This window comes from Amycolatopsis sp. NPDC024027 (genome assembly GCF_040638975.1).
Taxonomy (GTDB): Bacteria; Actinomycetota; Actinomycetes; order Mycobacteriales; family Pseudonocardiaceae; genus Amycolatopsis.
Window position 1 is genome coordinate 670,806 of record NZ_JBEZYY010000002.1, and the last position, 19,571, is coordinate 690,376.

20 protein-coding genes are annotated in these 19,571 nt (G+C 71.2%); 11 read left to right on the forward strand and 9 right to left on the reverse strand.

Going from position 1 to position 19,571, the window contains the following annotated elements; genetic code table 11:
- Nucleotides 1-2: 2 nt before the first annotated feature.
- The 3 genes from AB0F52_RS08065 to AB0F52_RS08075 form a co-directional block, all read right to left on the reverse strand.
- Entirely contained in the window at nucleotides 3-158 is a 156-nt protein-coding gene (locus AB0F52_RS08065) for a hypothetical protein (RefSeq protein ID WP_199191572.1), read from the reverse strand.
- Nucleotides 159-388: 230 nt separating this feature from the next.
- Nucleotides 389-1,321: a type I pantothenate kinase gene (coaA, locus tag AB0F52_RS08070; RefSeq protein WP_360166014.1), complete on the reverse strand. Its 933-nt coding sequence runs from the start codon at nucleotides 1,319-1,321 to the stop codon at nucleotides 389-391.
- A 115-nt stretch (nucleotides 1,322-1,436) separates the two neighbouring features.
- Nucleotides 1,437-2,057, reverse strand: a complete 621-nt coding sequence (locus tag AB0F52_RS08075; RefSeq protein ID WP_360166017.1) for a macro domain-containing protein — start codon at nucleotides 2,055-2,057, stop codon at nucleotides 1,437-1,439.
- A gap of 98 nt (nucleotides 2,058-2,155) precedes the next feature.
- Between AB0F52_RS08075 and pheA the strand changes: the two genes are divergently transcribed.
- The 3 genes from pheA (at nucleotide 2,156) to AB0F52_RS08090 (ending at nucleotide 4,440) form a co-directional block, all read left to right on the forward strand.
- Nucleotides 2,156-3,064 carry a prephenate dehydratase gene (pheA, locus tag AB0F52_RS08080; RefSeq protein WP_360166020.1) on the forward strand — a complete coding sequence of 303 codons (909 nt, stop codon included), beginning with the start codon at nucleotides 2,156-2,158 and terminating at the stop codon, nucleotides 3,062-3,064.
- Complete coding sequence (locus AB0F52_RS08085) at nucleotides 3,061-3,678, forward strand: histidine phosphatase family protein (protein WP_360166023.1); 618 nt, start codon at nucleotides 3,061-3,063, stop codon at nucleotides 3,676-3,678. Before pheA ends, AB0F52_RS08085 begins: the two co-directional genes overlap by 4 nt.
- 117 nt (nucleotides 3,679-3,795) lie before the next feature.
- On the forward strand, nucleotides 3,796-4,440 hold the full coding sequence (locus AB0F52_RS08090) for a DUF4232 domain-containing protein (protein WP_360166639.1): 645 nt from the start codon (nucleotides 3,796-3,798) through the stop codon (nucleotides 4,438-4,440).
- Here AB0F52_RS08090 and AB0F52_RS08095 read toward each other — a convergent pair.
- The 3 genes from AB0F52_RS08095 to AB0F52_RS08105 form a co-directional block, all read right to left on the reverse strand.
- Entirely contained in the window at nucleotides 4,437-4,919 is a 483-nt protein-coding gene (locus tag AB0F52_RS08095) for a hypothetical protein (RefSeq protein WP_360166026.1), read from the reverse strand. The genes AB0F52_RS08090 and AB0F52_RS08095 overlap by 4 nt on opposite strands.
- 243 nt (nucleotides 4,920-5,162) lie before the next feature.
- On the reverse strand, nucleotides 5,163-5,513 hold the full coding sequence (locus AB0F52_RS08100) for a metallopeptidase family protein (protein WP_020642760.1): 351 nt from the start codon (nucleotides 5,511-5,513) through the stop codon (nucleotides 5,163-5,165).
- Nucleotides 5,513-6,541: a septum formation family protein gene (locus AB0F52_RS08105; protein WP_360166029.1), complete on the reverse strand. Its 1,029-nt coding sequence runs from the start codon at nucleotides 6,539-6,541 to the stop codon at nucleotides 5,513-5,515. The genes AB0F52_RS08100 and AB0F52_RS08105 overlap by 1 nt, the downstream gene beginning before the upstream one ends.
- A gap of 94 nt (nucleotides 6,542-6,635) precedes the next feature.
- Between AB0F52_RS08105 and AB0F52_RS08110 the strand changes: the two genes are divergently transcribed.
- Genes AB0F52_RS08110 through AB0F52_RS08125 form a run of 4 tightly spaced genes read left to right on the forward strand, consistent with a single transcriptional unit; the run spans nucleotide 6,636 to nucleotide 9,876 of the window.
- Nucleotides 6,636-7,238, forward strand: coding sequence for a hypothetical protein (locus AB0F52_RS08110; protein WP_360166032.1), 603 nt, complete (start codon nucleotides 6,636-6,638; stop codon nucleotides 7,236-7,238).
- Nucleotides 7,239-8,405 carry a glutathionylspermidine synthase family protein gene (locus AB0F52_RS08115; protein WP_360166035.1) on the forward strand — a complete coding sequence of 389 codons (1,167 nt, stop codon included), beginning with the start codon at nucleotides 7,239-7,241 and terminating at the stop codon, nucleotides 8,403-8,405. It abuts the gene before it with no gap.
- 45 nt (nucleotides 8,406-8,450) lie between these two features.
- Nucleotides 8,451-8,903 (forward strand): DUF350 domain-containing protein, encoded by a 453-nt coding sequence (locus tag AB0F52_RS08120; protein WP_285987660.1) that lies wholly within the window; start codon nucleotides 8,451-8,453, stop codon nucleotides 8,901-8,903.
- 58 nt (nucleotides 8,904-8,961) lie between these two features.
- Complete coding sequence (locus AB0F52_RS08125; RefSeq protein WP_360166038.1) at nucleotides 8,962-9,876, forward strand: haloalkane dehalogenase; 915 nt, start codon at nucleotides 8,962-8,964, stop codon at nucleotides 9,874-9,876.
- 367 nt (nucleotides 9,877-10,243) lie between these two features.
- On the opposite strand, the gene AB0F52_RS08130 is transcribed toward AB0F52_RS08125, so the two are convergent.
- Nucleotides 10,244-11,536 (reverse strand): aspartate aminotransferase family protein, encoded by a 1,293-nt coding sequence (locus AB0F52_RS08130; protein ID WP_360166041.1) that lies wholly within the window; start codon nucleotides 11,534-11,536, stop codon nucleotides 10,244-10,246.
- A 118-nt stretch (nucleotides 11,537-11,654) separates the two neighbouring features.
- On the opposite strand from AB0F52_RS08130, the gene serS reads away from it, so the two are divergent.
- Both serS and AB0F52_RS08140 read left to right on the forward strand, forming a co-directional pair.
- Nucleotides 11,655-12,917 (forward strand): serine--tRNA ligase, encoded by a 1,263-nt coding sequence (gene serS / locus AB0F52_RS08135; protein ID WP_360166049.1) that lies wholly within the window; start codon nucleotides 11,655-11,657, stop codon nucleotides 12,915-12,917.
- Nucleotides 12,918-12,983: 66 nt separating this feature from the next.
- Nucleotides 12,984-13,985 carry a DUF3558 family protein gene (locus tag AB0F52_RS08140; protein ID WP_360166052.1) on the forward strand — a complete coding sequence of 334 codons (1,002 nt, stop codon included), beginning with the start codon at nucleotides 12,984-12,986 and terminating at the stop codon, nucleotides 13,983-13,985.
- Here AB0F52_RS08140 and lhgO read toward each other — a convergent pair.
- Complete coding sequence (gene lhgO, locus AB0F52_RS08145) at nucleotides 13,982-15,169, reverse strand: L-2-hydroxyglutarate oxidase (RefSeq protein ID WP_360166055.1); 1,188 nt, start codon at nucleotides 15,167-15,169, stop codon at nucleotides 13,982-13,984. The two genes, AB0F52_RS08140 and lhgO, sit on opposite strands and share 4 nt — an antisense overlap.
- A 78-nt stretch (nucleotides 15,170-15,247) precedes the next feature.
- On the opposite strand from lhgO, the gene AB0F52_RS08150 reads away from it, so the two are divergent.
- Together AB0F52_RS08150 and AB0F52_RS08155 are read left to right on the forward strand one after the other, a co-directional pair.
- Nucleotides 15,248-15,856 (forward strand): TetR/AcrR family transcriptional regulator, encoded by a 609-nt coding sequence (locus tag AB0F52_RS08150; RefSeq protein WP_360166058.1) that lies wholly within the window; start codon nucleotides 15,248-15,250, stop codon nucleotides 15,854-15,856.
- The gene (locus AB0F52_RS08155) at nucleotides 15,853-16,338 is read left to right on the forward strand and encodes a nuclear transport factor 2 family protein (protein ID WP_360166061.1); all 486 of its coding nucleotides are present in this window, start codon (nucleotides 15,853-15,855) and stop codon (nucleotides 16,336-16,338) included. The genes AB0F52_RS08150 and AB0F52_RS08155 overlap by 4 nt, the downstream gene beginning before the upstream one ends.
- A 114-nt stretch (nucleotides 16,339-16,452) precedes the next feature.
- Here AB0F52_RS08155 and AB0F52_RS08160 read toward each other — a convergent pair whose 3' ends face one another.
- Nucleotides 16,453-19,563 (reverse strand): BTAD domain-containing putative transcriptional regulator, encoded by a 3,111-nt coding sequence (locus tag AB0F52_RS08160; protein WP_360166064.1) that lies wholly within the window; start codon nucleotides 19,561-19,563, stop codon nucleotides 16,453-16,455.
- Nucleotides 19,564-19,571: the final 8 nt, after the last annotated feature.

The window sequence follows — 19,571 nt, forward strand, 5'->3', positions numbered from 1 at the left end:
GCCTAGGGGAGGGGGCCTGCCGGTTCGACGGGCTTCGCTTTGCGGCGGCGCTCCTGCAGCCGGTCGTCGAAGTCGACGACGAACGTTCCGGCGGCCATCGCGATCAGCAAGGCCAGACCGAGCACCGCACCGACCCACGTGAGGATCATCGTGAACATCGTGGGCCTCCTCCCCAGCTCAGAGCCGTTTTCCTGACTTCTTCAGGGTCGCTTTCCCCAGCGGCCGGGGATATCGGCCAACCGGTTACGGCTGAACGGCACACCTCGGCCGATCGGCCGAAATCCGGAGCGGAGAGTCGCGGAATCGCGACAAATCGTGGCCACCCACTCGCGCAGCGTGCGAATGTGCGGCATGTGGGTGACAGCCCGCGTTACCACTCACGAGCGGGTCAGAGCTTGCGCAGGCGGACCCGGTTGATGGTGTGGTCGCAGTCCTTGCGCAGCACCAGCGTCGCCCGCGGCCGGGTCGGCTTGATGTTCTCCATCAGGTTCGGCTCGTTGATCGAGTGCCACAGGTGCCGCGCCTCGGCGCGGGCCTCGTCGTCGGGCAGGCCGGCGAAGTGGTGGAAGTGCGACGCCGGGTCCGCGAACGCCGTGTGCCGCAGTTCGAGGAACCGCTCGACGTACCAGCGCTGGATGTCGTCGGTGTGCGCGTCGACGTAGATCGAGAAGTCGAAGAGGTCGGACACCATCAGCCGCGGCCCCGGCTGCAGCACGTTCAGGCCTTCGACGATGAGGATGTCCGGTTGCTGCACCACCTGCTCCTGGCCGGGCAGGATGTCGTAGGCCAGGTGCGAGTACACCGGCGCGGCGACGCGCTCGGCGCCCGACTTGACCTCCGTGACGAACCGCAGCAGCGCGCGGCGGTCGTAGCTCTCCGGGAAGCCCTTGCGGTGCATGATCCCGCGCCGCATCAGCTCGGCCCGCGGGTACAGGAAGCCGTCGGTGGTGACCAGGTCGACGCGGGGGTGGTCCGGCCAGCGGGCGAGCAGCGTGCGCAGGATGCGGGCGGTGGTCGACTTGCCGACCGCCACGCTCCCGGCGATGCCGATCACGAACGGGACCTTCGTGCCGCGGGAGTCGTCACCGAGGAACGTCGTGGTCGCTTCGTAGAGCCGCTGGCGCGCGGCGACCTGCAGGTTGATCAGGCGGGACAGCGGGAGGTAGACGTCGGCCACCTCGGCCAGGTCGACCTGTTCGCCGAGGCCGCGCAGCCGCAGCAGCTCGGCCGCGGTCAGCGGCAGCGGAGTCGAACTCCGCAGTTCTTTCCATTGTTCCCGGTGCAGCTCGACATACGGGCTGAGTTCGCGGACCCGGGTCATCGCACACTCCTCCGGCCGTCGCCTGCACTGGCGCACGTTTCACCTGCGTGATTAACGGTAGGGCTTGCGGCCGGTTAAAGCGCTGTGACGTAGTCCACCCCATAACCGGGGTTGATCACCGAGCGTCACGATTTCCGAAGACTTCGTCCCAGGCCGCGGCGACCTGCCGGGCGCAGGTCGCGACGGCCACGCCGCCGACGCCGGTGCCGAGCCCCGGCATCGCGATCGTCTGGACGGACTCCCGCACCGGACCGTGGTCGAGGTCGCCGTCGCGCCAGGTCAGGAACACCGCGCGGGCGGCGAGGTACGGGTGGACGGTGTCGGCGGGCAGCAGTTCGCCGGGCTCCCGCATGGTCGGCGCGCTGATCAACCACGCCGGCTCGGCTTCGCCGGTCGGCACCACCACGGCGTCGCCGATCGGCAGCTCACCGCCGTGGAAGGCCAGGACGGCGCTGCGGACACTCTGCTCCACGCCCGGGAACGCCCGCGCGTAGACGGCGTCGATGCCGCCGCGCATCCAGCCGTAGGAGTTGGCCGGGCTGACCACGGCCTGGGCGACGACGTCGAGCACCGACCCGCGGTGCACCCGGACCCGGCCGGCCAGCTTCTGCGCGGCGGCGGTCCAGGCATCGGCGAGCGGTTCGTCGACGGCGCACAGCACCAGCTCCGGTGCGCGAGGGGCGATCGGCGGCTTGGCGCCCTCACGTCCGGCGTGCGTGCCGGATTCGGCGGTCACGCCCTCAGCATCGCAAAAAAAGCCACCCGGCGTAACCGGTTCCCGTACCGGCTGTCCGAGTGAATGTCGCCACGGCCAGGCCCCGTAGCCTGGGTGCTGTGTCACGGATCGCATACTTCGGCCCCCGAGGGACCTTCACCGAACAGGCCGCGCGGGTGCTCGCCGCCGGCGAAGAACTGATCCCGGTCGAGACCATCAGGCAGGCGATGACGGCCGTCCGCGAGGGCGCGGCGGACGCCGCCTGCGTCCCCATCGAGAACTCCGTCGAAGGTGTGGTGCCCGCCACGCTCGACGGGCTCAGCGAGGCGGAGCCCCTGGTCGCCGTCGCCGAGACCCTCCTGCCGATCCACTTCAGCGTGCTGACCCGGCCCGGAGGCGGGGAGATCCGGACCGTCGCCAGCCACCCGCACGCGCTGGCCCAGGTCCGAGAGTGGCTCGAGGCGAACCTGCCGAACGCGAACGCGGTGGCGTCGTCGTCGACGTCCGCCGCCGCGGTCGGCGTGCTGGACGGCGACTTCGACGCGGCGGTCTGCGCCCCGGTCGCGGTCGAGCACTACGCCCTCGACGTGCTGGCCACCGAAGTCGCCGACGTCACCGACGCGGCAACGCGGTTCCTGCTGGTCCGCCGGCCGGGCGAGCTGCCGGAGCCGACGGGCGCGGACCGGACGTCCGTGGTCGCCGCGGCCGCGAACCGCACCGGCACGCTCGCCGAGCTGCTCACCGAGCTGGCCAGCCGGGGCATCAACCTGACCCGGCTCGACGCCCGGCCGACGCGCAGCAACTTCGGCGAGTACCGCTTCTTCATCGACTTCGAGGGCCACGTGGCCGAGCCCCGGGTCCTCGACGCGCTGACGGCGTTGCGCCGGCACTGCCGCAACCTGCGGTTCCTCGGCTCGCACCCGCGTGCCGACGGCGTCGCCACCACGATCGAGCCCGGTTTCGGCAACGACGACTTCCTCGAAGCGGCCGCGTGGGCCGACGCCGTCCGCAAGGGGGCCCAGGCGTGAGGCTGCTGCTCATCCGCCACGGGCAGACCGAGGGGAACGTCCGCGGCGCGCTGGACACCGCCCTGCCCGGCCCGCCGCTGACCGAGCTCGGCCGGCGGCAGGCGGCCGAGCTGGCGGCGCGGCTGTCGGAGGAACCGCTGGTCGCGGTGTACGCGTCGCAGGCGACGCGCGCCCAGCAGACGGCGGCACCGCTGGCCGCGCGGTTCTCCCTGGACGTGCAGGTCGTCGATGGAGTGCACGAAGTCGTCGCGGGTGACCTCGAAGGGGCGACGGACCACGCGTCGATCCGGACGTACATGGAGACGGTCCGGCGCTGGACGCTCGGCGAGCTGGCGCCGTCGCTGCCCGGCGGCGAGAGCGGCACGAGCGTGCGCACCCGGATGCTGGACGCGGTCGGCCGGCTGCGCGCCAAGCACGAGCAGGCCGACCCGGACGGGGTGATCGCCCTGGTCAGCCACGGCGGCGCGATCCGGCTGGCCAGCGAGTGGCTGGCGCCCAACGTGCACCCGGACGTCGCCAACGCGGCATTGATCCCGAACACCGGTCTCGTGGAGCTGGTGGCGCGGCCGGACGGCCAGTGGCGGTGCCTGACCTGGGTCGACACGCCGCTCTGAAGACCTCGAACGTGTGATCCTGTCACGTTTAGAACACGTCCGGTGGGGAATTTACGAGAGCAGCCAACCCGCCCGCGACCCGGTACGTCTACCCAGTAGCACCACACCAGGGAGGCGATTGACATGAAGCTTTCACGGTTGTTCCCGGTTGTCGCGGCTTCGGCGGGCGTCCTCGCGCTCTCCGCCTGCGGCGGTGGCGGCACCACGAACGCGGCGAGCAGCTCGACGCCGTCGACCTCGGCGTCGCCGACCGCCACCACCACGGTCACCACCGCCACGTCGAGCCCCACCCCCACCTCGACTCCGGCCGAGCCGCCCGCGGCCCAGCCCGCCGACAACGGCCTGTGCCGGTCCGGGGACGTCAAGCTCTCGCTCGGCCAGGGCGACTCGGGCGCCGGCTCGACGTTCCGGCCGCTGCTCATCACGAACTCCAGCGGGAAGCCCTGCATCATTCAGGGCTTCCCCGGCGTGTCCTATGTGGCCGGTGCGGACGGGCACCAGGTCGGCAAGGACGCCTTCCGCGATGGCACCAAGGGCAACGCCGTCAAGCTGAATCCGGGCCAGACCGCGGCGGCCGACATCCAGTTCGTCAACGTGCGCAACTTCGACCCGGGCACCTGCCAGCCGACGCCGGTCAAGGGCCTGCGCATCTACCTGCCGCAGGAGACCGCGTCGAACTTCGTGCCGGACGACGGCACCGGCTGCGCGAGCACGAAGATCCCGGGCAACCAGCTCGCGGTGAAGACGGTCCACCCCGCCTAGATGCGGCCGCAGATCTCCTTGGCCTCGGTCAGGTGTCGCTGGCCGGAGATGTCGTTGAAGTGCAGGCTCAGCACCATCCGGCTGACGCCGTCGATGTGGTCGGCCAGCGGCTGGTAGTTGGCGTTCACCTGGGCGGCGGCCGCGGACAGCTCGCGTGCGGCCATCATCCGGTGCAGCCGCTCCGAGCTGAGCCCGGGGGTCAGCTTCGGCTGCGTGTCCTGGCTCGTGTCGGGCAGTTCGCCCACGCGGTCGAGCGCCTGGCACGCCGCGACGGCGTCTTCGAGCGCGCCGGCGTGCACTCCGGACAGTCCCCACAGGAGCCCGAGCACGCTGCCGCCCAGCACGAACCCGGCCACCGCACACACCACGAGCAACCGGCGTGACGGCGGGGGCGGGGTGGACTCGGACTCGGGCTCGGCCGGAGACTCGTCGAAGTCGGGATCGGCGTCGGTGCCGGTCCCCGGGTCCACGGTGCGCATGACTGCCTCCTCACCACCTGGGTGAGGAGCTATTTCAGCTCACAATCCCGGATCGTGGTGGGTCAGCGCCGCGGCTGAGTCCGATTCGTCACCGAGCAGGCCGCGCCGCAGCGCATACCCAGCAGCGCCTCAGCCGACCCTGCGCCACACCCCGACCCCCTGCAGCTTGCTGTTGGCCGTGTCGAGCGAACCCGCGCCGACGACCGCGGAGCCCCCCCCGGCTCGGGGGAGCCCCGTGTGTGCTCAGCCCCAGCCGAGCTCGTGCAGCCGGGCGTCGTCGATGCCGAAGTGGTGCCCCAGCTCGTGCACGACGGTGATCAGGACTTCCTCGACGACCTCGTCCTCGTCCTCGCACATGGCGAGGATCGGCTGCCGGTAGATCGAGATGCGGTCGGGCAGCACCCCGCCGTACGACGAGGTCCGCTCGGTCAGCGCGATCCCGTGGTAGAGCCCCAGGATGTCCGGCGCTTCGTCGTTGAACTCCTCGACGAGCACGACGACGTTGTCCATCGCGCGCGCGAACTCGGGCGGCACCTCGTCCAGGGCTTCGGAGACCAGCTCTTCGAACCGCTCCCGGCTCATCTCGACGGGCATCAGCCGCCCTGTTTCGCCGTCGAAGGCGCGGGGTTCGGCGTGGCCGCGCCACCGCCGCCGTCCGACGGCGGGCCGCCGTCCTGGGGCTGGCCGCCGTCCGGGCCCGCCGGGGCGGCCTTGACGCTGCCGGTGACCGCCTGCAGGCCGCTCTTGTCCGGCAGCACCGAGGCCACCTTGCAGTTGACCTTGGTCGAGCCGGTGTCCCAGCTCTCCTGCTCCCGCAGGTCCCAGGTCAGGATCACCTTCTTCGCCTCGAGGTCGGCGCCGCCGGTGTAGTCGCCCGCCGCCTTGTTGCACTCGGTGTCGAGCCAGGCCTTCTGGTTGTCCTGGGCGGGGTAGCCGTCCTTGAAGTTCGTCTTGAGGTCGAGGGTCGCGACGATCTCGTACGAGTGCGGCTTCGTGCAGTCGATCGGATCGCCGACCCCCTTGCCGCGCAGCGCCAGGCAGGTGCCCGGCTCGAAGACCAGCGACTGGTCCTGGTCCTTGGCCGGCCCGGTCGTCGGCAGCAGCTTGCCGCCGGGGCCCGCCCACTGCAGGCCGCACCGCAGCTGGCGGTCGCCGTCCTCCCACTGTGACGGCGTGGGGCGGAGCAGGTTGGTCGTGAGCTTGCCGTACGGGTCGAGCTTGTGCCCCAGGTACGGCTTCACGTCCGCGGTGCACTTCTGCTGCGCGATTTGCTGCCACTGGTCCAGCGACGGGACGGGCGCGCCCTCCGGGTACTGGGCGCCGATGTCCACGAGCGTGGTCACCTCGAACAGGTGCGACTGGGTGCAGGCCACCTTGCGCGCGTCGCTGGCGTCCGGGTTGTCCCAGGTCAGGCAGCTGCCGGGCGGGGAGTGGAACGCCTCCTGGGCCGCCGCCGACAGCTTGCCCGCGCCGCCGCCGGAGCCGCCGACGATGCCGTCGCTCCACGAGAACACGACGCTGAGCGCGAGCGCGATCAGCGCGCCCGCGAAGATCCCGCCCATCACGACGCGGGTGCGTAACGTTTGTGGGGCGGTGGGGAACCGATCGGTGCTGGGAGACATCGCAGTCCATGATGCCCGCGCCGCGCATGACGTGCGCGGTCCGGGTGGTTAGGGTGGTCACGGTTTCGCGGTGGCCGGTGATTACGGAGCGCACATGACGCAGGACAACAATACTGGGGACCAGCCGCCCCCCGAGCCGCCGAAGCGCGGCTCGATGAGGTTTCAGGACTCGAACACCCAGCCTCGTCAGCCTTCGCTGGCCGAGCAGCGGGCGCGTCAGCAGGCGCTGGCCCAGGAAGAGCGCGACGAGGAGCTGGCCCGCCAGTCCGACGCCAAGGCGGCGACGCGGCGCAAGATCCTGATCGGCAGCGGCGTCACGGTCGGGCTCGTCGGCCTGGTGGCGACGTTCTACTCGGTCGCGAAGCCGGCGGGTGACGTCACCGCGGTCTGCACGGACTCCAACGGTGTCGTCCAGCCCGACGACAACTGCGACGAGAACTACGTCACCAGCCACCACGGCTACTCCAGCGGCGGGTTCTGGTTCATCCCGATCAACGGCGGCGGCTACCAGAGCTACCGGTACAACTACGGCGGCTCCGGCACGGTCGGGCAGCGCGTTTCCGGGGGCTCGTACGACCCCCCGTCGGCGCGGACCAACGTCAACACGAAGTCCGGCAAGTCCGTCCAGCGCGGCGGGTTCGGCATCAGCGGCAAGAGCGGCAGCACCGGCGGCAGCGGCAAGAGCGGGGGATCGTAGGTGTACCGGGACCGGCGTGAGCCGCGGCGCGACTGGCAGCGGATCGTCGAAGAGCAGGGGCTCGTCTACGGCACGCCGGCCCGCGACAGCAGCGGCCGGGTGCGGCCGTACTGGGACGAGTCCGTGCACTACGTCTTCGACATGGACGAGGTCCTCTCGCTGGAGGCCGACGTCGAGCTGCTGCACTCGATGTGCCTGGAGGCCGTCGACAACGTCGTGACGACCGAGGGCTACCAGCGGTTCGGCATCCCGGAGTGGGTCTGGCCGCACATCGCCGAGTCGTGGAAGCGGCAGGACCCGCACGTCTACGGCCGGTTCGACCTGCGCTACGACGGCAAGTCGCCGGCGAAGCTGCTCGAGTACAACGCGGACACGCCGACGACGCTGCTCGAGGCGTCCCTGCTGCAGTGGCACTGGAAGACCGACGTCTTCCCGGACGACGACCAGTGGAACTCGATCCACGAGAAGCTCGTCGAGCGGTGGGCGTTCCTCCGGGACAAGCTGCCGTCCAACGAGCTGCACTTCACCTGGTCGGCGGCCGACCCGAGCGGCGAGGACAACGTCACCACGGCGTACCTGCAGGAGACCGCGGCCGAAGCCGGCCTCGACACGGTGGGCCTGGCGATCGAGGAGATCGGCTGGGACCCGCTGCTCAAGCGGTTCGTCGACCTCGAAGAGCAGCAGATGGCGACCGTGCTGAAGCTGTACCCGTGGGAGTGGGTGGTCGACGAGGAGTTCGGCCGCAACGCCGTCGAGTCGCTGCCGCGGACGCTGTGGATCGAGCCGCTCTGGAAGATGATCCTCTCCAACAAGACGCTGCTGGCGATCCTGTGGGAGAACTACCCGGGCCACCCGAACCTGCTGCCGGCGTTCGCCGACGACCCCGGCATCCTCACCGAGTACGTCCGCAAGCCGAAGCTGGGCCGCGAGGGCGCGAACGTGCAGATCGTCGCGACCGGCTACGAGACTCAGACCGACGGCGTCTACGGCGCCGAAGGCTTCGTCTACCAGGCGTTCGACCCGCTGCCCGAGTTCGACGGCTACCGGCCGGCGCTCGGTGCGTGGATCGTCGGCGACAGCTCCGCCGGGCTGGGCATCCGCGAGACCGGCGGCCTGGTCACCGACGACGGTGCGGCATTTGTCCCACACCGCATCGTCGAGTCGTGATACAACACCGTCGCTGATCAGCTCTTTTCCCCTGGGAGACAATTCGTGAACACGACCCTTGCGCTGTCCGACACGTTCGGCTCCGACCTCGTGCGGGGGATCGGCGCGATCCTGCTGTACGGCGTCATCGGCCTGCTGCTGATGTTCGGCGGCTTCTGGGCGATCGACTGGACCACACCGGGCAAGCTGTCGAAGCTGGTGACACAGGGCCTGCCGAACGCGGTGATCGTGACCGCGTCCGGGCTCCTCGCGATGTCGTTCATCGTCGTCGTGGCGATCTTCAACTCGGCGAGCGACCTCACCGAGGGCCTGATCACGTCGCTGGTCTACGGCCTGCTCGGGATCGTCGTCCAGGTGGTCGGGGTCCGGCTGCTGGAGTGGGCGACCCGCATCGACGTGGCCTCGACCATCGAGAGCGAGAAGTTCGCCCCGGTGAGCATCGTCGTCGCGGCGGCGCACATCGGCCTGGGCCTCGTGGTGGCGGTCGGCATCTCCTGAGCGGTGTTTGTGAGCCGGGCCACGTGACGCGTGGTCCGGCTCTTCCGTTCGCACTAGCGTGGGGTCCGTGCGCCTGCTGAGGACACCGGACGACCGGTTCACGGACCTGCCTGACTTTCCCTTCGAGCCTCGTTACGCCGAGCTGGACGACCCGCACGACGGCCGCATCAGAGTCGGCTACGTCGAGGCGGGGCCGGCGGACGGCCCGGTGGTCCTGCTGCTGCACGGCGAGCCGAGCTGGTCGTTCCTGTACCGCAAGATGCTGCCGGTCCTGGCCTCGGCCGGCCTGCGCGCGATCGCCCCGGACCTGGTGGGCTTCGGCCGGTCCGACAAGCCGGCGAAGCAGGCGGATCACTCGTATGCCCGCCACGTCGAGTGGATGCGCGGGTTCGCGTTCGACGCACTGGACCTGCGCGACGTGACACTGGTCGGCCAGGACTGGGGCGGCTTGATCGGCCTGCGCCTGGTGGCGGCGGAGCCGGCCCGGTTCGCCCGGGTGGTGGCATCGAACACGGGCCTGCCGAGCGGCGACCACGACATGCCGGCGGCGTGGCACGCCTTTCGCGAGGCCGTCGAGAAGGCCCCGGTGCTGGACGTCGCCCGGTTCGTGCAGTCCGGGTGCGCGTCGACGTTGCCGGACGCGGTGCGCGCCGCCTACGACGCACCCTTCCCGAACGAGACGTACAAGGCCGGTCCCCGGGCCATGCCGGGACTGGTGCCCTACCGGCCCGACAACCCGGCAACGGAGGCCAACCGTGCGGCGTGGAAGACGTTGAGCGAGCTGGAGCTTCCGTTCCTGGTGGCGTTTTCCGACGGCGACCCCATCACGGGCGGCCTGGCCCCGATCCTGAAGCGCGCTATGAAGGGCGCGCAGGGACTGGAGCACCCGGTGATCGCCGGGGCGGGCCACTTCCTGCAGGAAGACGCGGGCGAGGAACTGGCCGAGCACGTGGCGAGGTTCGTGCGGGGCTGAGCGACCGAGCGAACGAACCGGCGGCCGGCGGCGCAAGCCGGCCAACGACGTCACCAGACCTCCCCGGCCCTGCCGCGGCAGAACCCGCCCCTGCCGCTCCACCGCGGTAAACGAACGCCGTAGGACAAAAGCTGTCCTCGCCGGACCGGCAGGCTCCGGGATGGCCACCCGGAGCGCTTGTCTCCCACCTTCGCGTGTTTGGGGCGCTGGGTGGTCATCCCGTCGCCTGATTGAGGCCTATCACTTTGAGCCGGGCCCGCAAGCCTGCGCTGTCGTCTCGCGTTGCGCTTTTGGTTGCGGGCCCGGCTCAAAGTGATTTTTGCGGCCTCAGGCGACGGGATGACCACCCCGCTCCTTTTGTCTGGGGTCAGGCCAGGGCTGCGTGGGTTGCCGCCAGTGCGTCGAGCAGGATGTCCAGGCCTTCCTGGGCCTCGTCCGCCGTCAGGGTCATTGGGGGGCCCAGGCGGAGGACGTTTCCGTGGAGGCCGCCCTTGCCGATGAGCAAGCCGCGCTTCTTCGTCTCCTCCAGCATCCGTGCCGCCGCCGCCACGAAAGGCTGAGTTGTGCCCGGCTTGATCAGCTCCACTCCGATCATCAGGCCCTTGCCTCGGACCTCGGCGACCAGTGGTGAGTCCGCTGCGCGCAGTCCTGACAGCAGCTGCGCGCCGCGGGCCGCGCAGTTGGCCTGGAGGTCGTGGTCCTTGATGTAGTCCAGGACCGCTGTTGCGCCGGCCATCGAGACCGGGTTGCCGCCGAACGTCGAGAACGACTGGGCCTGGAAACAGTCGAGCACGTCGCCGCGGGCCACTACGCCGCCGACCGCCAGGCCGTTGCCCAGGCCCTTGGCGAACGTCATCATGTCCGGGGTCACGCCGTGCGCCTCGATGCCCCAGAAGTGCTCGCCCGTGCGGCTCCAGCCCGTCTGGACCTCGTCCGAGATGAACAGCACCCCGTACTCGTCCAGGACCTCCTTCATCGCCCGGAACAGGCCGTCCGGCGGCAGGCTGAACCCGCCCACCCCCTGGATCGGCTCGGCGATCAGGCACGCCACGTCGCCCGCCGTCGCCGTGTCCAGGACGTCCACCAGGTCCGCGACACACGCGTCGATGTAGTCCGCGTCGGACATGTCGCGGAACGGGCTGCGGTACCGGTAGCCGCCGTGGACGTAGTTGACCTTGACCGGGCTCAGCGCCGATGCCGACCAGCCGCGGTTGCCGGTGATCGCGACCGTGCCGAACGAGCGGCCGTGGTACGAGTTGCGCATCGCCAGCACCTGGTTGCTGCGCCGGTACTGCGTCGCCAGCATCAGCGCCGTGTCGTTGGCCTCGCTGCCCGAATTCGTGAAGAACACCTTGGCGTCCGGGATGCCGGACAACGCCGCGATCCGCTCGGCCAGCTCGACCTGGGACCGGATCAAATACAGCGTCGAGGTGTGCAGGATGCCCGTGTCGAGCTGCTTGCGGACCGCGTCGCCGATCTCGGCGACGTCGTAGCCCATCGAGTTGGTCAGCACCCCCGCGAAGAAGTCCAGGTAGGTGCGGCCCTGGGAATCGGTCATCCGGCGGTCGTGCGCGTGCACGATCTCGATCGGCTCCTCGTAGAGCAGCGACATCCAGGACGGCATGACAGCGCGGTGCCGGGCCAGCAGCTCGTCGGTCATCGGGCGCCTCCTCAGGGTTTCCCTGGAGTATGGGGACGCCTTGAACAGCGCTTCAACGATCAGACTGTCGGGATAACCCAGTAGGGCCGCACAGTCTGTACGGACTACCCTCTGACCCGTGATTGACCCCAGGACTCTGCGCGATGACCCGGAAGCCGTGCGCGCGTCGCAGCGCGCTCGTGGTGAAGACGAGGGAGTGGTCGACAAGCTGCTCTCCCTCGACTCCCGGCGCCGGTCCTCGATCGCGGCCGCCGACAAGCTGCGCAACGAGCAGAAGCTGCTGGGCAAGCAGATCCCGAAGGCGCCGCCGGAGGAGAAGCAGCGGCTCCTGGCCACGGCCAAGGAGCTCGCCGCGCAGGTCAAGGCGGCCGAGGTGGAGCAGAACACCGCGTCGGAGGAGTTCGACCAGCTCTTCCGGACCGTGCCGAACCTGGTCCACCCGGACGCGCCCGTCGGTGGCGAAGACGACTTCACCGTGGTCAAGCACGTCGGCGAGCCGACGAAGCTGGGCTTCACCCCGAAGGACCACCTCGAGCTGCTCGAAGGCCTCGGCGGCGTCGACATGGAACGCGGCGCGAAGGTCTCGGGCTCGCGGTTCTACTTCCTCACCGGCATCGGCGCGCAGCTGCAGCTCGGCCTGCTCAACATGGCCATCGCGCAGGCGCTCGAGAACGGCTTCACGCCGATGATCACGCCGTCGCTGGTCCGCCCGGAGATCATGGCCGGCACCGGCTTCCTCGGGCAGCACTCGAGCGAGATCTACCACCTCGCGGACGACGACCTCTACCTCGTCGGCACGTCGGAGGTGCCGCTGGCCGGCTTCCACGCCGACGAGATCCTCGACCTGAACGACGGCCCGAACCGCTACGCGGGCTGGTCGTCCTGCTACCGCCGCGAGGCCGGCTCGTACGGCAAGGACACCCGGGGCATCATCCGCGTCCACCAGTTCGACAAGGTCGAAATGTTCGTCTACGCCAAGCCGGCGGACGCCGAGGCCGAGCACGAGCGGCTGCTCGGCTGGGAAGAGCAGATGCTCGCGAAGATCGAGGTGCCCTACCGGGTGATCGACACCGCGACCGGCGACCTCGGCACGTCCGCGCACCGCAAGTTCGACTGCGAGGCGTGGCTCCCCACCCAGGAGACCTACCGCGAGCTGACCTCGACGTCCAACTGCACGACGTTCCAGGCCCGCCGCCTCTCGGTCCGGTACCGCGACGAGAACGGCAAGCCGCAGATCGCCGCGACGCTCAACGGCACCCTGGCCACCACCCGCTGGATCGCCGCGATCGTCGAGAACCACCAGCAGGAAGACGGCTCGGTCCGCGTGCCGGAGGCGCTGCGCCCGTTCGTCGGCGGCAAGGAAGTCCTCACGCCCCGCTGAATCGGATGGATCCGCGGTGCTGCTCCGTTCGTCCCAGTACAGTCCGGGCCGAACGGGAGGACTCGCATGCGCAAGAAGTGGCAGGTCGCGGCGGCGCTGGCGGCCGTGACCGTGGTGACCGGCTGCACGGTGACGGTCGGCGGTTCGGCGTCGCCCGTGCCGGGTCAGGGCCCGGTCGCCCAGGCCGTCGACGCCTGCACGCTGCTCGACCAGGCCCAGGTCGACGCTCTCGGCTACCAGTCGCCGGGCCGTTCGGTGAAGGAGAACAAGGAGCGGCTGCAGCCGCCGATGTGCCTCTGGAGCTCGAAGGACGACATCGAGCCGTCGGCCGTCCTCAACGTGGGCGTCGCCTCGGACATCGACTTCAACGAGTACATCTCCGGCGCCGTCAAGAAGTCCGAGCCGCAACCGGTCGGCGGCCTCAGCTGGACGCAGTACGCCTCGATCCTGCCCGACGATTGCGCGTTCTACGCCCTGCTCGGCGCCAAGTCGTTCGCCTACGTCAGCGTCTCGGCGGGCAAGCTCGACAAGTCGTGTGAACTGGCCAAGACCGTGATCCCGCAGGTCGCGGCGCACCTGCCGGGCGGCCAGGACGCCCCGCCGCTCACACCGTCGACGTCGGCGAAGCCCGAGCCCGGCGGCCCGCTGCTGTCGGCGGACCCGTGCGCGGCGCTGAAACCCGAGCAGGTGGCCCAGCTGAAGGACATCTCGCCCACCGGCGAGAAGGACACCTCGTCCACGGTGCCGAACGCGTCGTTCTGCCTCTGGGACGACACCGACGGCGACGGCGGCCAGAAGGCGTTCGAGGTCTGGTTCGGCCCCAGCACGCCGGTCGGGGAGTGGCCGGGCGCGAAGGGCGTCAACCCGGCCGAAACCGTCGACGTCGGCGGCCGCAAGTGGGGCCTGTTCCCGAACATGGGCGGCCTGCGGGTGACCTGCGGCGCGACGCTGGCGATCACCGACACGTCGTCGGTGCAGGTGGTCAGCGGGTTCATCGGCGACGACGCGAAGACCTGTGACCTCGTCAAGCAGGGCCTGCCGCTGGTGACCGCGAACCTGCCCGGCTAGCCCTCGGAGACCTGGTCCGCGATGTGGCGCGCGATCTCCAGCGCGCTCGTCGCGGCCGGCGACGGCGCGTTCAGGACGTGCACCTGGTCGCGCGCGGTCTCGATGAGGAAGTCGTCGACGAGCGAGCCGTCGCGGCGCATGGCCTGGGCGCGGACGCCGGAGCCGTGGCGGACGATGTCGTCCTCGGTGACGGCCGGCACGAGCCGCGCGAGGCTCGCGGCGAACCGCTTCTTGGAGAACGAGCGGCGGACCTCGTCGAGCCCGGTCGGGAACGCGTACTTGCGCGCGAGCCGCCAGACGCCGGGGAAACCGGCGACCTCGGCGACGTCCTTCGCGGAGAAGTCGCGCCAGCGGTAGCCCTCGCGGCGCAGCGCGAGCACGGCGTTCGGGCCGGCGTGCACGCTGCCGTCGAGCATGCGCGTGAGGTGCACGCCGAGGAACGGCAGCGTCGGGTCCGGCACGGGGTAGATCAGGCCCTTGACCAGGTGCCGCCGGTCCGGCTTGAGCTCGTAGTACTCGCCGCGGAACGGCACGATCCTCGCGGACGGCGTCAGCCCGGCCAGCCGCGCGACGCGGTCCGAGTGCAGGCCGGCGCAGTTGACGAGCGCATCGGCCTGGACGACGTCGTCGCCGGTCGCGACCTCGACCCCGCCGTGGCTCCCGGCCCGGATGGCCAGCGCGGGCGAGTCCAGCCGCAGGTCGACGCCGGCTTCGTCGAGCAGCCGGACGAGCGCGTGGCAGACGGCGGGGAAGTCGATGATCCCGGTGGATTCGACGCGCAGTGCGGCGACGCAGGCGACCTCGGGCTCGTACTCGCGCGCTTCGGCGGGCGAGATCTGCTTGGCCGGGACGCCGTTGGCCTCGGCGCGCTCGGCGAGCGTGTTCAGCGCGGGGATTTCCCGCTCGTGGGTCGCGACGACGAGCTTCCCGCACACCTCGACGGGCACGCCGTACTGCCGCGCGAAGTCCACGATGGACCGGTTGCCGGCGACGGACATCCGCGCCTTGAAGGAGCCGGGCTTGTAGTAGAGCCCGGCGTGCACGACGTTCGAGTTGTGCCCGGTCTGGTGCGCCGCCCAGCGGGATTCCTTTTCCAGGACGGTGACGTCCAGCCCGCGCCTGGTCAGCTCCCAGGCCACGGCCAGACCGACGATCCCGCCCCCGACGACTACGACGTTGCGCACGGTCGATCAGGCTACGCGAGTCTTCGCAGGTGGTGTTCCTGGCGTTACCTAACGTCTGTCAGGTACGGTACCTAACCGATGTCAGGTAAGCGGTTGACGAGGGAAGCGCGCCGCGAGCGGATCCTCGCGGCGGCCGGCGAGGTGTTCGCCGCGTCGGGCTACGACGCGGCCGGGATGCGCCAGGTCGCGGCGGCCGCCGGGATCAGCACACCGGTCTTGTACGACCACTTCCCGGCGAAGGCGCAGCTGTACGCGGCCCTGCTGGAGTCCGAAGTGGACGGATTGCTGGCCGGCTGGGCCGAGCTGCCGGCGTCGGCCGACCCGGAGACGCTGTTGCGCAGCCGCGTTTCGGCCATTTTCCACTGGATCGAGGCGAACGAGCGCGGCTGGCGGATGATCTTCGCGGAGGCCCCGGCGGACCCGGCGGTCGCTTCGGTGCACCGCCGCGGCCAGGCCCGCGCGACGGCCAACCTGGCTTCGCTGTTCCACGGGGTGCCGCTGGACCTGACGTCCCGCATCCCGCGTCCGCTGGCCGACGAGGTGCTGGCGGAGGCGTGCAAGAGCGCCCTCAACTCGATCGCGACGTGGTGGTGGGACCACCGCGAGATCCCGCGCGACGACGTGGTGGCGCTGACGGTCGACCTGCTGTGGCGCGGGCTCGCCACGCTGACCAAGGGGGAACGATGAGCACGGAGACGTATCGCCGCGCAGCCGAAACACGCGACGTCGAACTGGCGATGACGGCGTTCGCGCCGGACGCGGTGCTGCATTCACCGCTGACGTCCCGGGTGCGCTTCACCGGGCACGCGCAGCTGCGGCCGCTGATCGAGGTGGCGTACCGGCACTTGGAGGACATCAGTTTCCACACGGACGTCGGCGACGCGCGGACGCGGGTGGTGGTCTACACCGCCAGGATCGGCGGCGAGCCGATCGAGGAGGCCACGGTGGTACGGCTGAACGACGACGGCCTGATCGAGGAGGCGACGCTGTTCGTGCGGACGTTGCCGGGTCTGGTGGCGTTGATGGACCGCTTCGGACCGGACCTCGCTCGCGAGAACGGCCGGCCGGTGGTGGCGCGGGTCTTGAGCGTGCTGGTGAAGCCGCTGCTGGCAATGGTGCGCTCGGGGGACCGGCGTGCGGTCCCGCTGGTCAGCGGCCGAGGTGCGTGAGGAAAGCCTGCCAAGCGTGCTGCTATTCGCCGGCGAGAGCTCAACGCCTTCGATTTCGTCGTCGAGCCGGGCGATGAACGCTTGGGAATCGTCCGTCTTCGGCATGGGGGCAATTTACGTGTCCGAACTCGTGGACACCTCTCCCTCGATCGAGTGCTCCAGCGCCTTCTGCGCACTCATCCCCAACCCCGTCCGATACGCCCGCTCGAACCCGTCCACCCCCAGCGACGCCACCAGCCGCCCGCGGACCGCCGTCACGTCCGGATCGCCGCCGATCGCCGTGCCCCGGACCGCCGCCGCCGCGCCCAGCAGTACCGCCGCCTCCGAGGGCCGGGCCGCTCCCGCGAGACCTTCCAACGCGAACGCCACCACGTCGCCCGCGTTCCACTGCCGTCCGATCAACAACGCCGCGCGGTGCAACGAGGCAGCCGCGGGCCGGTCACCCTCCGCCAAGGCCAGCCAGCCCAGGGCAATCAACGCCGTCGCCCGCACCGACTCCGCCGCGAACGAGCCTCCCGCGCACTCCGCCAGCGCGCGCTCGCACAGCTCCCGGGCCGCGGCCAGGTCGCCCGACAGCCTTGCCAGGTTCGCCGAACCCACGTACGCCGCCGCGCGGGATTCCGGCATGCCCGAGCGGCGGGCCGTGGCCGCCGCCAGTTCGTAGTCCGCGCGGGCCCGGGCGTGGTCTCCCGACAGCAGGTGCGTCCACGCCCGGCGGCAGATCAGGTCCGCCACGTCGTCCGTCGCGCCGATCTCGTGCATCAGGCCCAGCGCTTCATCCATCAGCGGCAACGCGGCCGCGTACTCGCCGCGCCAGGTCAGCAGCTGGGACAGGTGATCGAGCGCCATCGACAGGCCCCACCGCTCGCCCAGCGCGCGGAACTGCGCCGCCCCTTCGCGCAGCCCTTCCTCCGCGCCCGCCAGGTCACCCGACATCATCGACCGCAGGCCCGTGCCCATCGGCAGCAGCGCCCAGCCCCACGCGTCCCCCGAGGCCAGCAGGCTCTTGCCGCGGCCCAGCAGCTCGGCGTCGTCGCCCGGAGGGCCGACCACCACGCCCAGCAGCATCACCAGCATCGGGTTGCGGGGCGCCCAGTCCCCGTCGGCGGCGTACCGGCGGACCAGCGGCAGGTACTGCTCCAGCGACTCGTGCGGCTGCCCGGCCAGCGCGCCGAGCACGCACACCAGGAACTCCTCGACGTACTCCTCGCGCAGCTCGGGCGAGCACCGCGAAACCACGGCCAGCGACAGCCCGGCGCCCTCGAACCGCCGCCCGCGCATCCACCAGTACATCGCGAGCAGCGGCACCAGCCGCAGCGCCAGCGCGACGTCGTGCTCGGTCGACCAGCGGAGGGCGGCCAGGATGTTGTCGTAGTCGGCGTCGATCCGCGCCAGCCACTCCAGCTGCTCCGCGGTCCTCAGCATCGGGTCCGCCTCCGCGGCGAACCGCAGGAAGTACTCGGCGTGCGCGCGGTGGAACGTCTCTGCCTCGCCCGCTTCGGCGAGCTTCTCGCCGCCGAACGCGCGGATCGTCTCCAGCATCCGGAACCGGCCGTCGACGGCTTCCACCAGGGACTTGTCGGCCAGCTCGGGCAGCAGGTCGATGTCCGCGCCGCAGACCTCGGCGGCGGCCGCGGCGCTCGCGCCGCCGGCGAACACCGCGAGTCTCCTGGCCAGCGAACGTTCCTCGCCGGTCAGCAGGTCCCAGCTCCACTCGACGACTCCGCGCAGCGAGCGGTGCCGGGCTTCGGCCGTCCGGCTGCCACGGGCCAGGAGCCGGAAGCGGTCGTCGAGCCGGGCCGCGATCTCGCCGAGGGACCGGGTCCGGACGCGGGCCGCCGCCAGCTCCAGGGCCAGCGGCAGGCCGTCGAGGGCCGCGCAGACGTGCTGGACGTCGCCGATCGTCGACTCGTCGAGCGCGAACGCGGGATCGCTGGCGGCCGCGCGCTCGGCGAACAGCCGGACGGCCGCGAACTCCGCGGCCTGCGCGGCCGCCGTCCCGGGCGGCGGGACGGCCAGCCGCGGCACCGGCGCCAGCTGCTCGCCGGTGATGCCGAGCGGCTCGCGGCTGGTGGCCAGCACGCGCAGCCCCGGGCACGCGGCGAGCAGGCGGGCGGCGAGCCGGGCCGCCACCTCGACGACGTGCTCGCAGTTGTCCAGCACCAGCAGCACCGGGCGGTCGCGCAGCGCCGGCACCAGCCGCTCGACCGGGTCCTGCGGGCCGCCGCGTGAGCTCTCGCGCAGGCCGAGCGCGGCCAGCACCGCGCCGGCGACGTCGGCGCCGCCGTGCGGGGCGAGCTCGACGAACGCCACCGGACCGGCCCGGGTGGCGGCGACCTCGACCGCCAGCCGGGTCTTGCCGGTGCCGCCCGGGCCGGTGAGCGTCACGAGCCGGCTGCGGTCCAGCAGCTCCGCGACCTGCCGCAGTTCGGCGTCGCGGCCGACGAAGGTGGTCAGCTGGGCGGGCAGCGCCGGGAGCACCGGCTTCTCCGTTTCGCCGCGAAGCACCGCGAGGTGTGCTTCGGCGAGCTCGGGACCGGGGTCGGCGCCCAGTTCGTCGGCCAGCGTGCGGCGGGCGTCTTCGAACGCGGCGAGCGCGTCGGCCGGCCGTCCGGCGGCGGCCAGTGCGCGGACGAGCTGTGCGCGCGGCCGTTCCCGCAGCGGCTGTCCGGCGACGGTCTCCCGCAGGCCGGCGAGGACGTCTTCGGCCTGCCCGAGCGCCAGCCGGGCCTCGACGTGGTCGTCCGCGGCGTCCGCGCGCAGCTCCTCGAGCCGGGTGGCCTGCGTGGCGGCGAAGGGCGCGTCCGCCAGGTCGGTGAACGCCGGCCCGCGCCACAACGCCAGCGCCTCGCCCAGCACCTCCGCGGCACGCCCGTGCTCGCCGTTCTTCAGCAGCGCGCGGCCGGCCCGGGTGAGCCGTTCGAAGCGGTGAACGTCCACTTCGTCCGGTGCGACGGCCAGCCGGTAGCCGGCCGCGGTGAACTCGACCGGCGCGAGGTCCTTCAGCGCCGTCCTCAGCCGCGACACCTGCGACTGGAGGGCGTTCGCGGCGCCGTCCGGCGGGTGTTCGCCGTACATGCCGTCGATCAGCCGGTCGGCCGGGACGAACCGGCCGGCCTCGAGCGCGAGCAGCGCCAGCAGCGTCCGCGACCGCGGGCCGCCCACCGCCACCTGCGTGCCGTTCGGGCCCCACGCGGCGACGGCCCCCAGCACCCCGAATCGCATGGAGACCA

What these genes read in the sequence shown, in the direction of transcription:
- AB0F52_RS08065 (WP_199191572.1), bottom strand. Translation starts at nt 158, where the DNA reads ATGTTCACGATGATCCTCACGTGGGTCGGTGCGGTGCTCGGTCTGGCC.
- coaA (WP_360166014.1), bottom strand. Translation starts at nt 1,321, where the DNA reads ATGACCCGGGTCCGCGAACTCAGCCCGTATGTCGAGCTGCACCGGGAA.
- AB0F52_RS08095 (WP_360166026.1), bottom strand. Translation starts at nt 4,919, where the DNA reads ATGCGCACCGTGGACCCGGGGACCGGCACCGACGCCGATCCCGACTTC.
- AB0F52_RS08100 (WP_020642760.1), bottom strand. Translation starts at nt 5,513, where the DNA reads ATGCCCGTCGAGATGAGCCGGGAGCGGTTCGAAGAGCTGGTCTCCGAA.
- AB0F52_RS08105 (WP_360166029.1), bottom strand. Translation starts at nt 6,541, where the DNA reads ATGTCTCCCAGCACCGATCGGTTCCCCACCGCCCCACAAACGTTACGC.
- AB0F52_RS08110 (WP_360166032.1), top strand. Translation starts at nt 6,636, where the DNA reads ATGACGCAGGACAACAATACTGGGGACCAGCCGCCCCCCGAGCCGCCG.
- AB0F52_RS08130 (WP_360166041.1), bottom strand. Translation starts at nt 11,536, where the DNA reads ATGACCGACGAGCTGCTGGCCCGGCACCGCGCTGTCATGCCGTCCTGG.
- AB0F52_RS08140 (WP_360166052.1), top strand. Translation starts at nt 12,984, where the DNA reads ATGCGCAAGAAGTGGCAGGTCGCGGCGGCGCTGGCGGCCGTGACCGTG.
- AB0F52_RS08150 (WP_360166058.1), top strand. Translation starts at nt 15,248, where the DNA reads ATGTCAGGTAAGCGGTTGACGAGGGAAGCGCGCCGCGAGCGGATCCTC.
- AB0F52_RS08155 (WP_360166061.1), top strand. Translation starts at nt 15,853, where the DNA reads ATGAGCACGGAGACGTATCGCCGCGCAGCCGAAACACGCGACGTCGAA.
- AB0F52_RS08160 (WP_360166064.1), bottom strand. Translation starts at nt 19,563, where the DNA reads ATGCGATTCGGGGTGCTGGGGGCCGTCGCCGCGTGGGGCCCGAACGGC.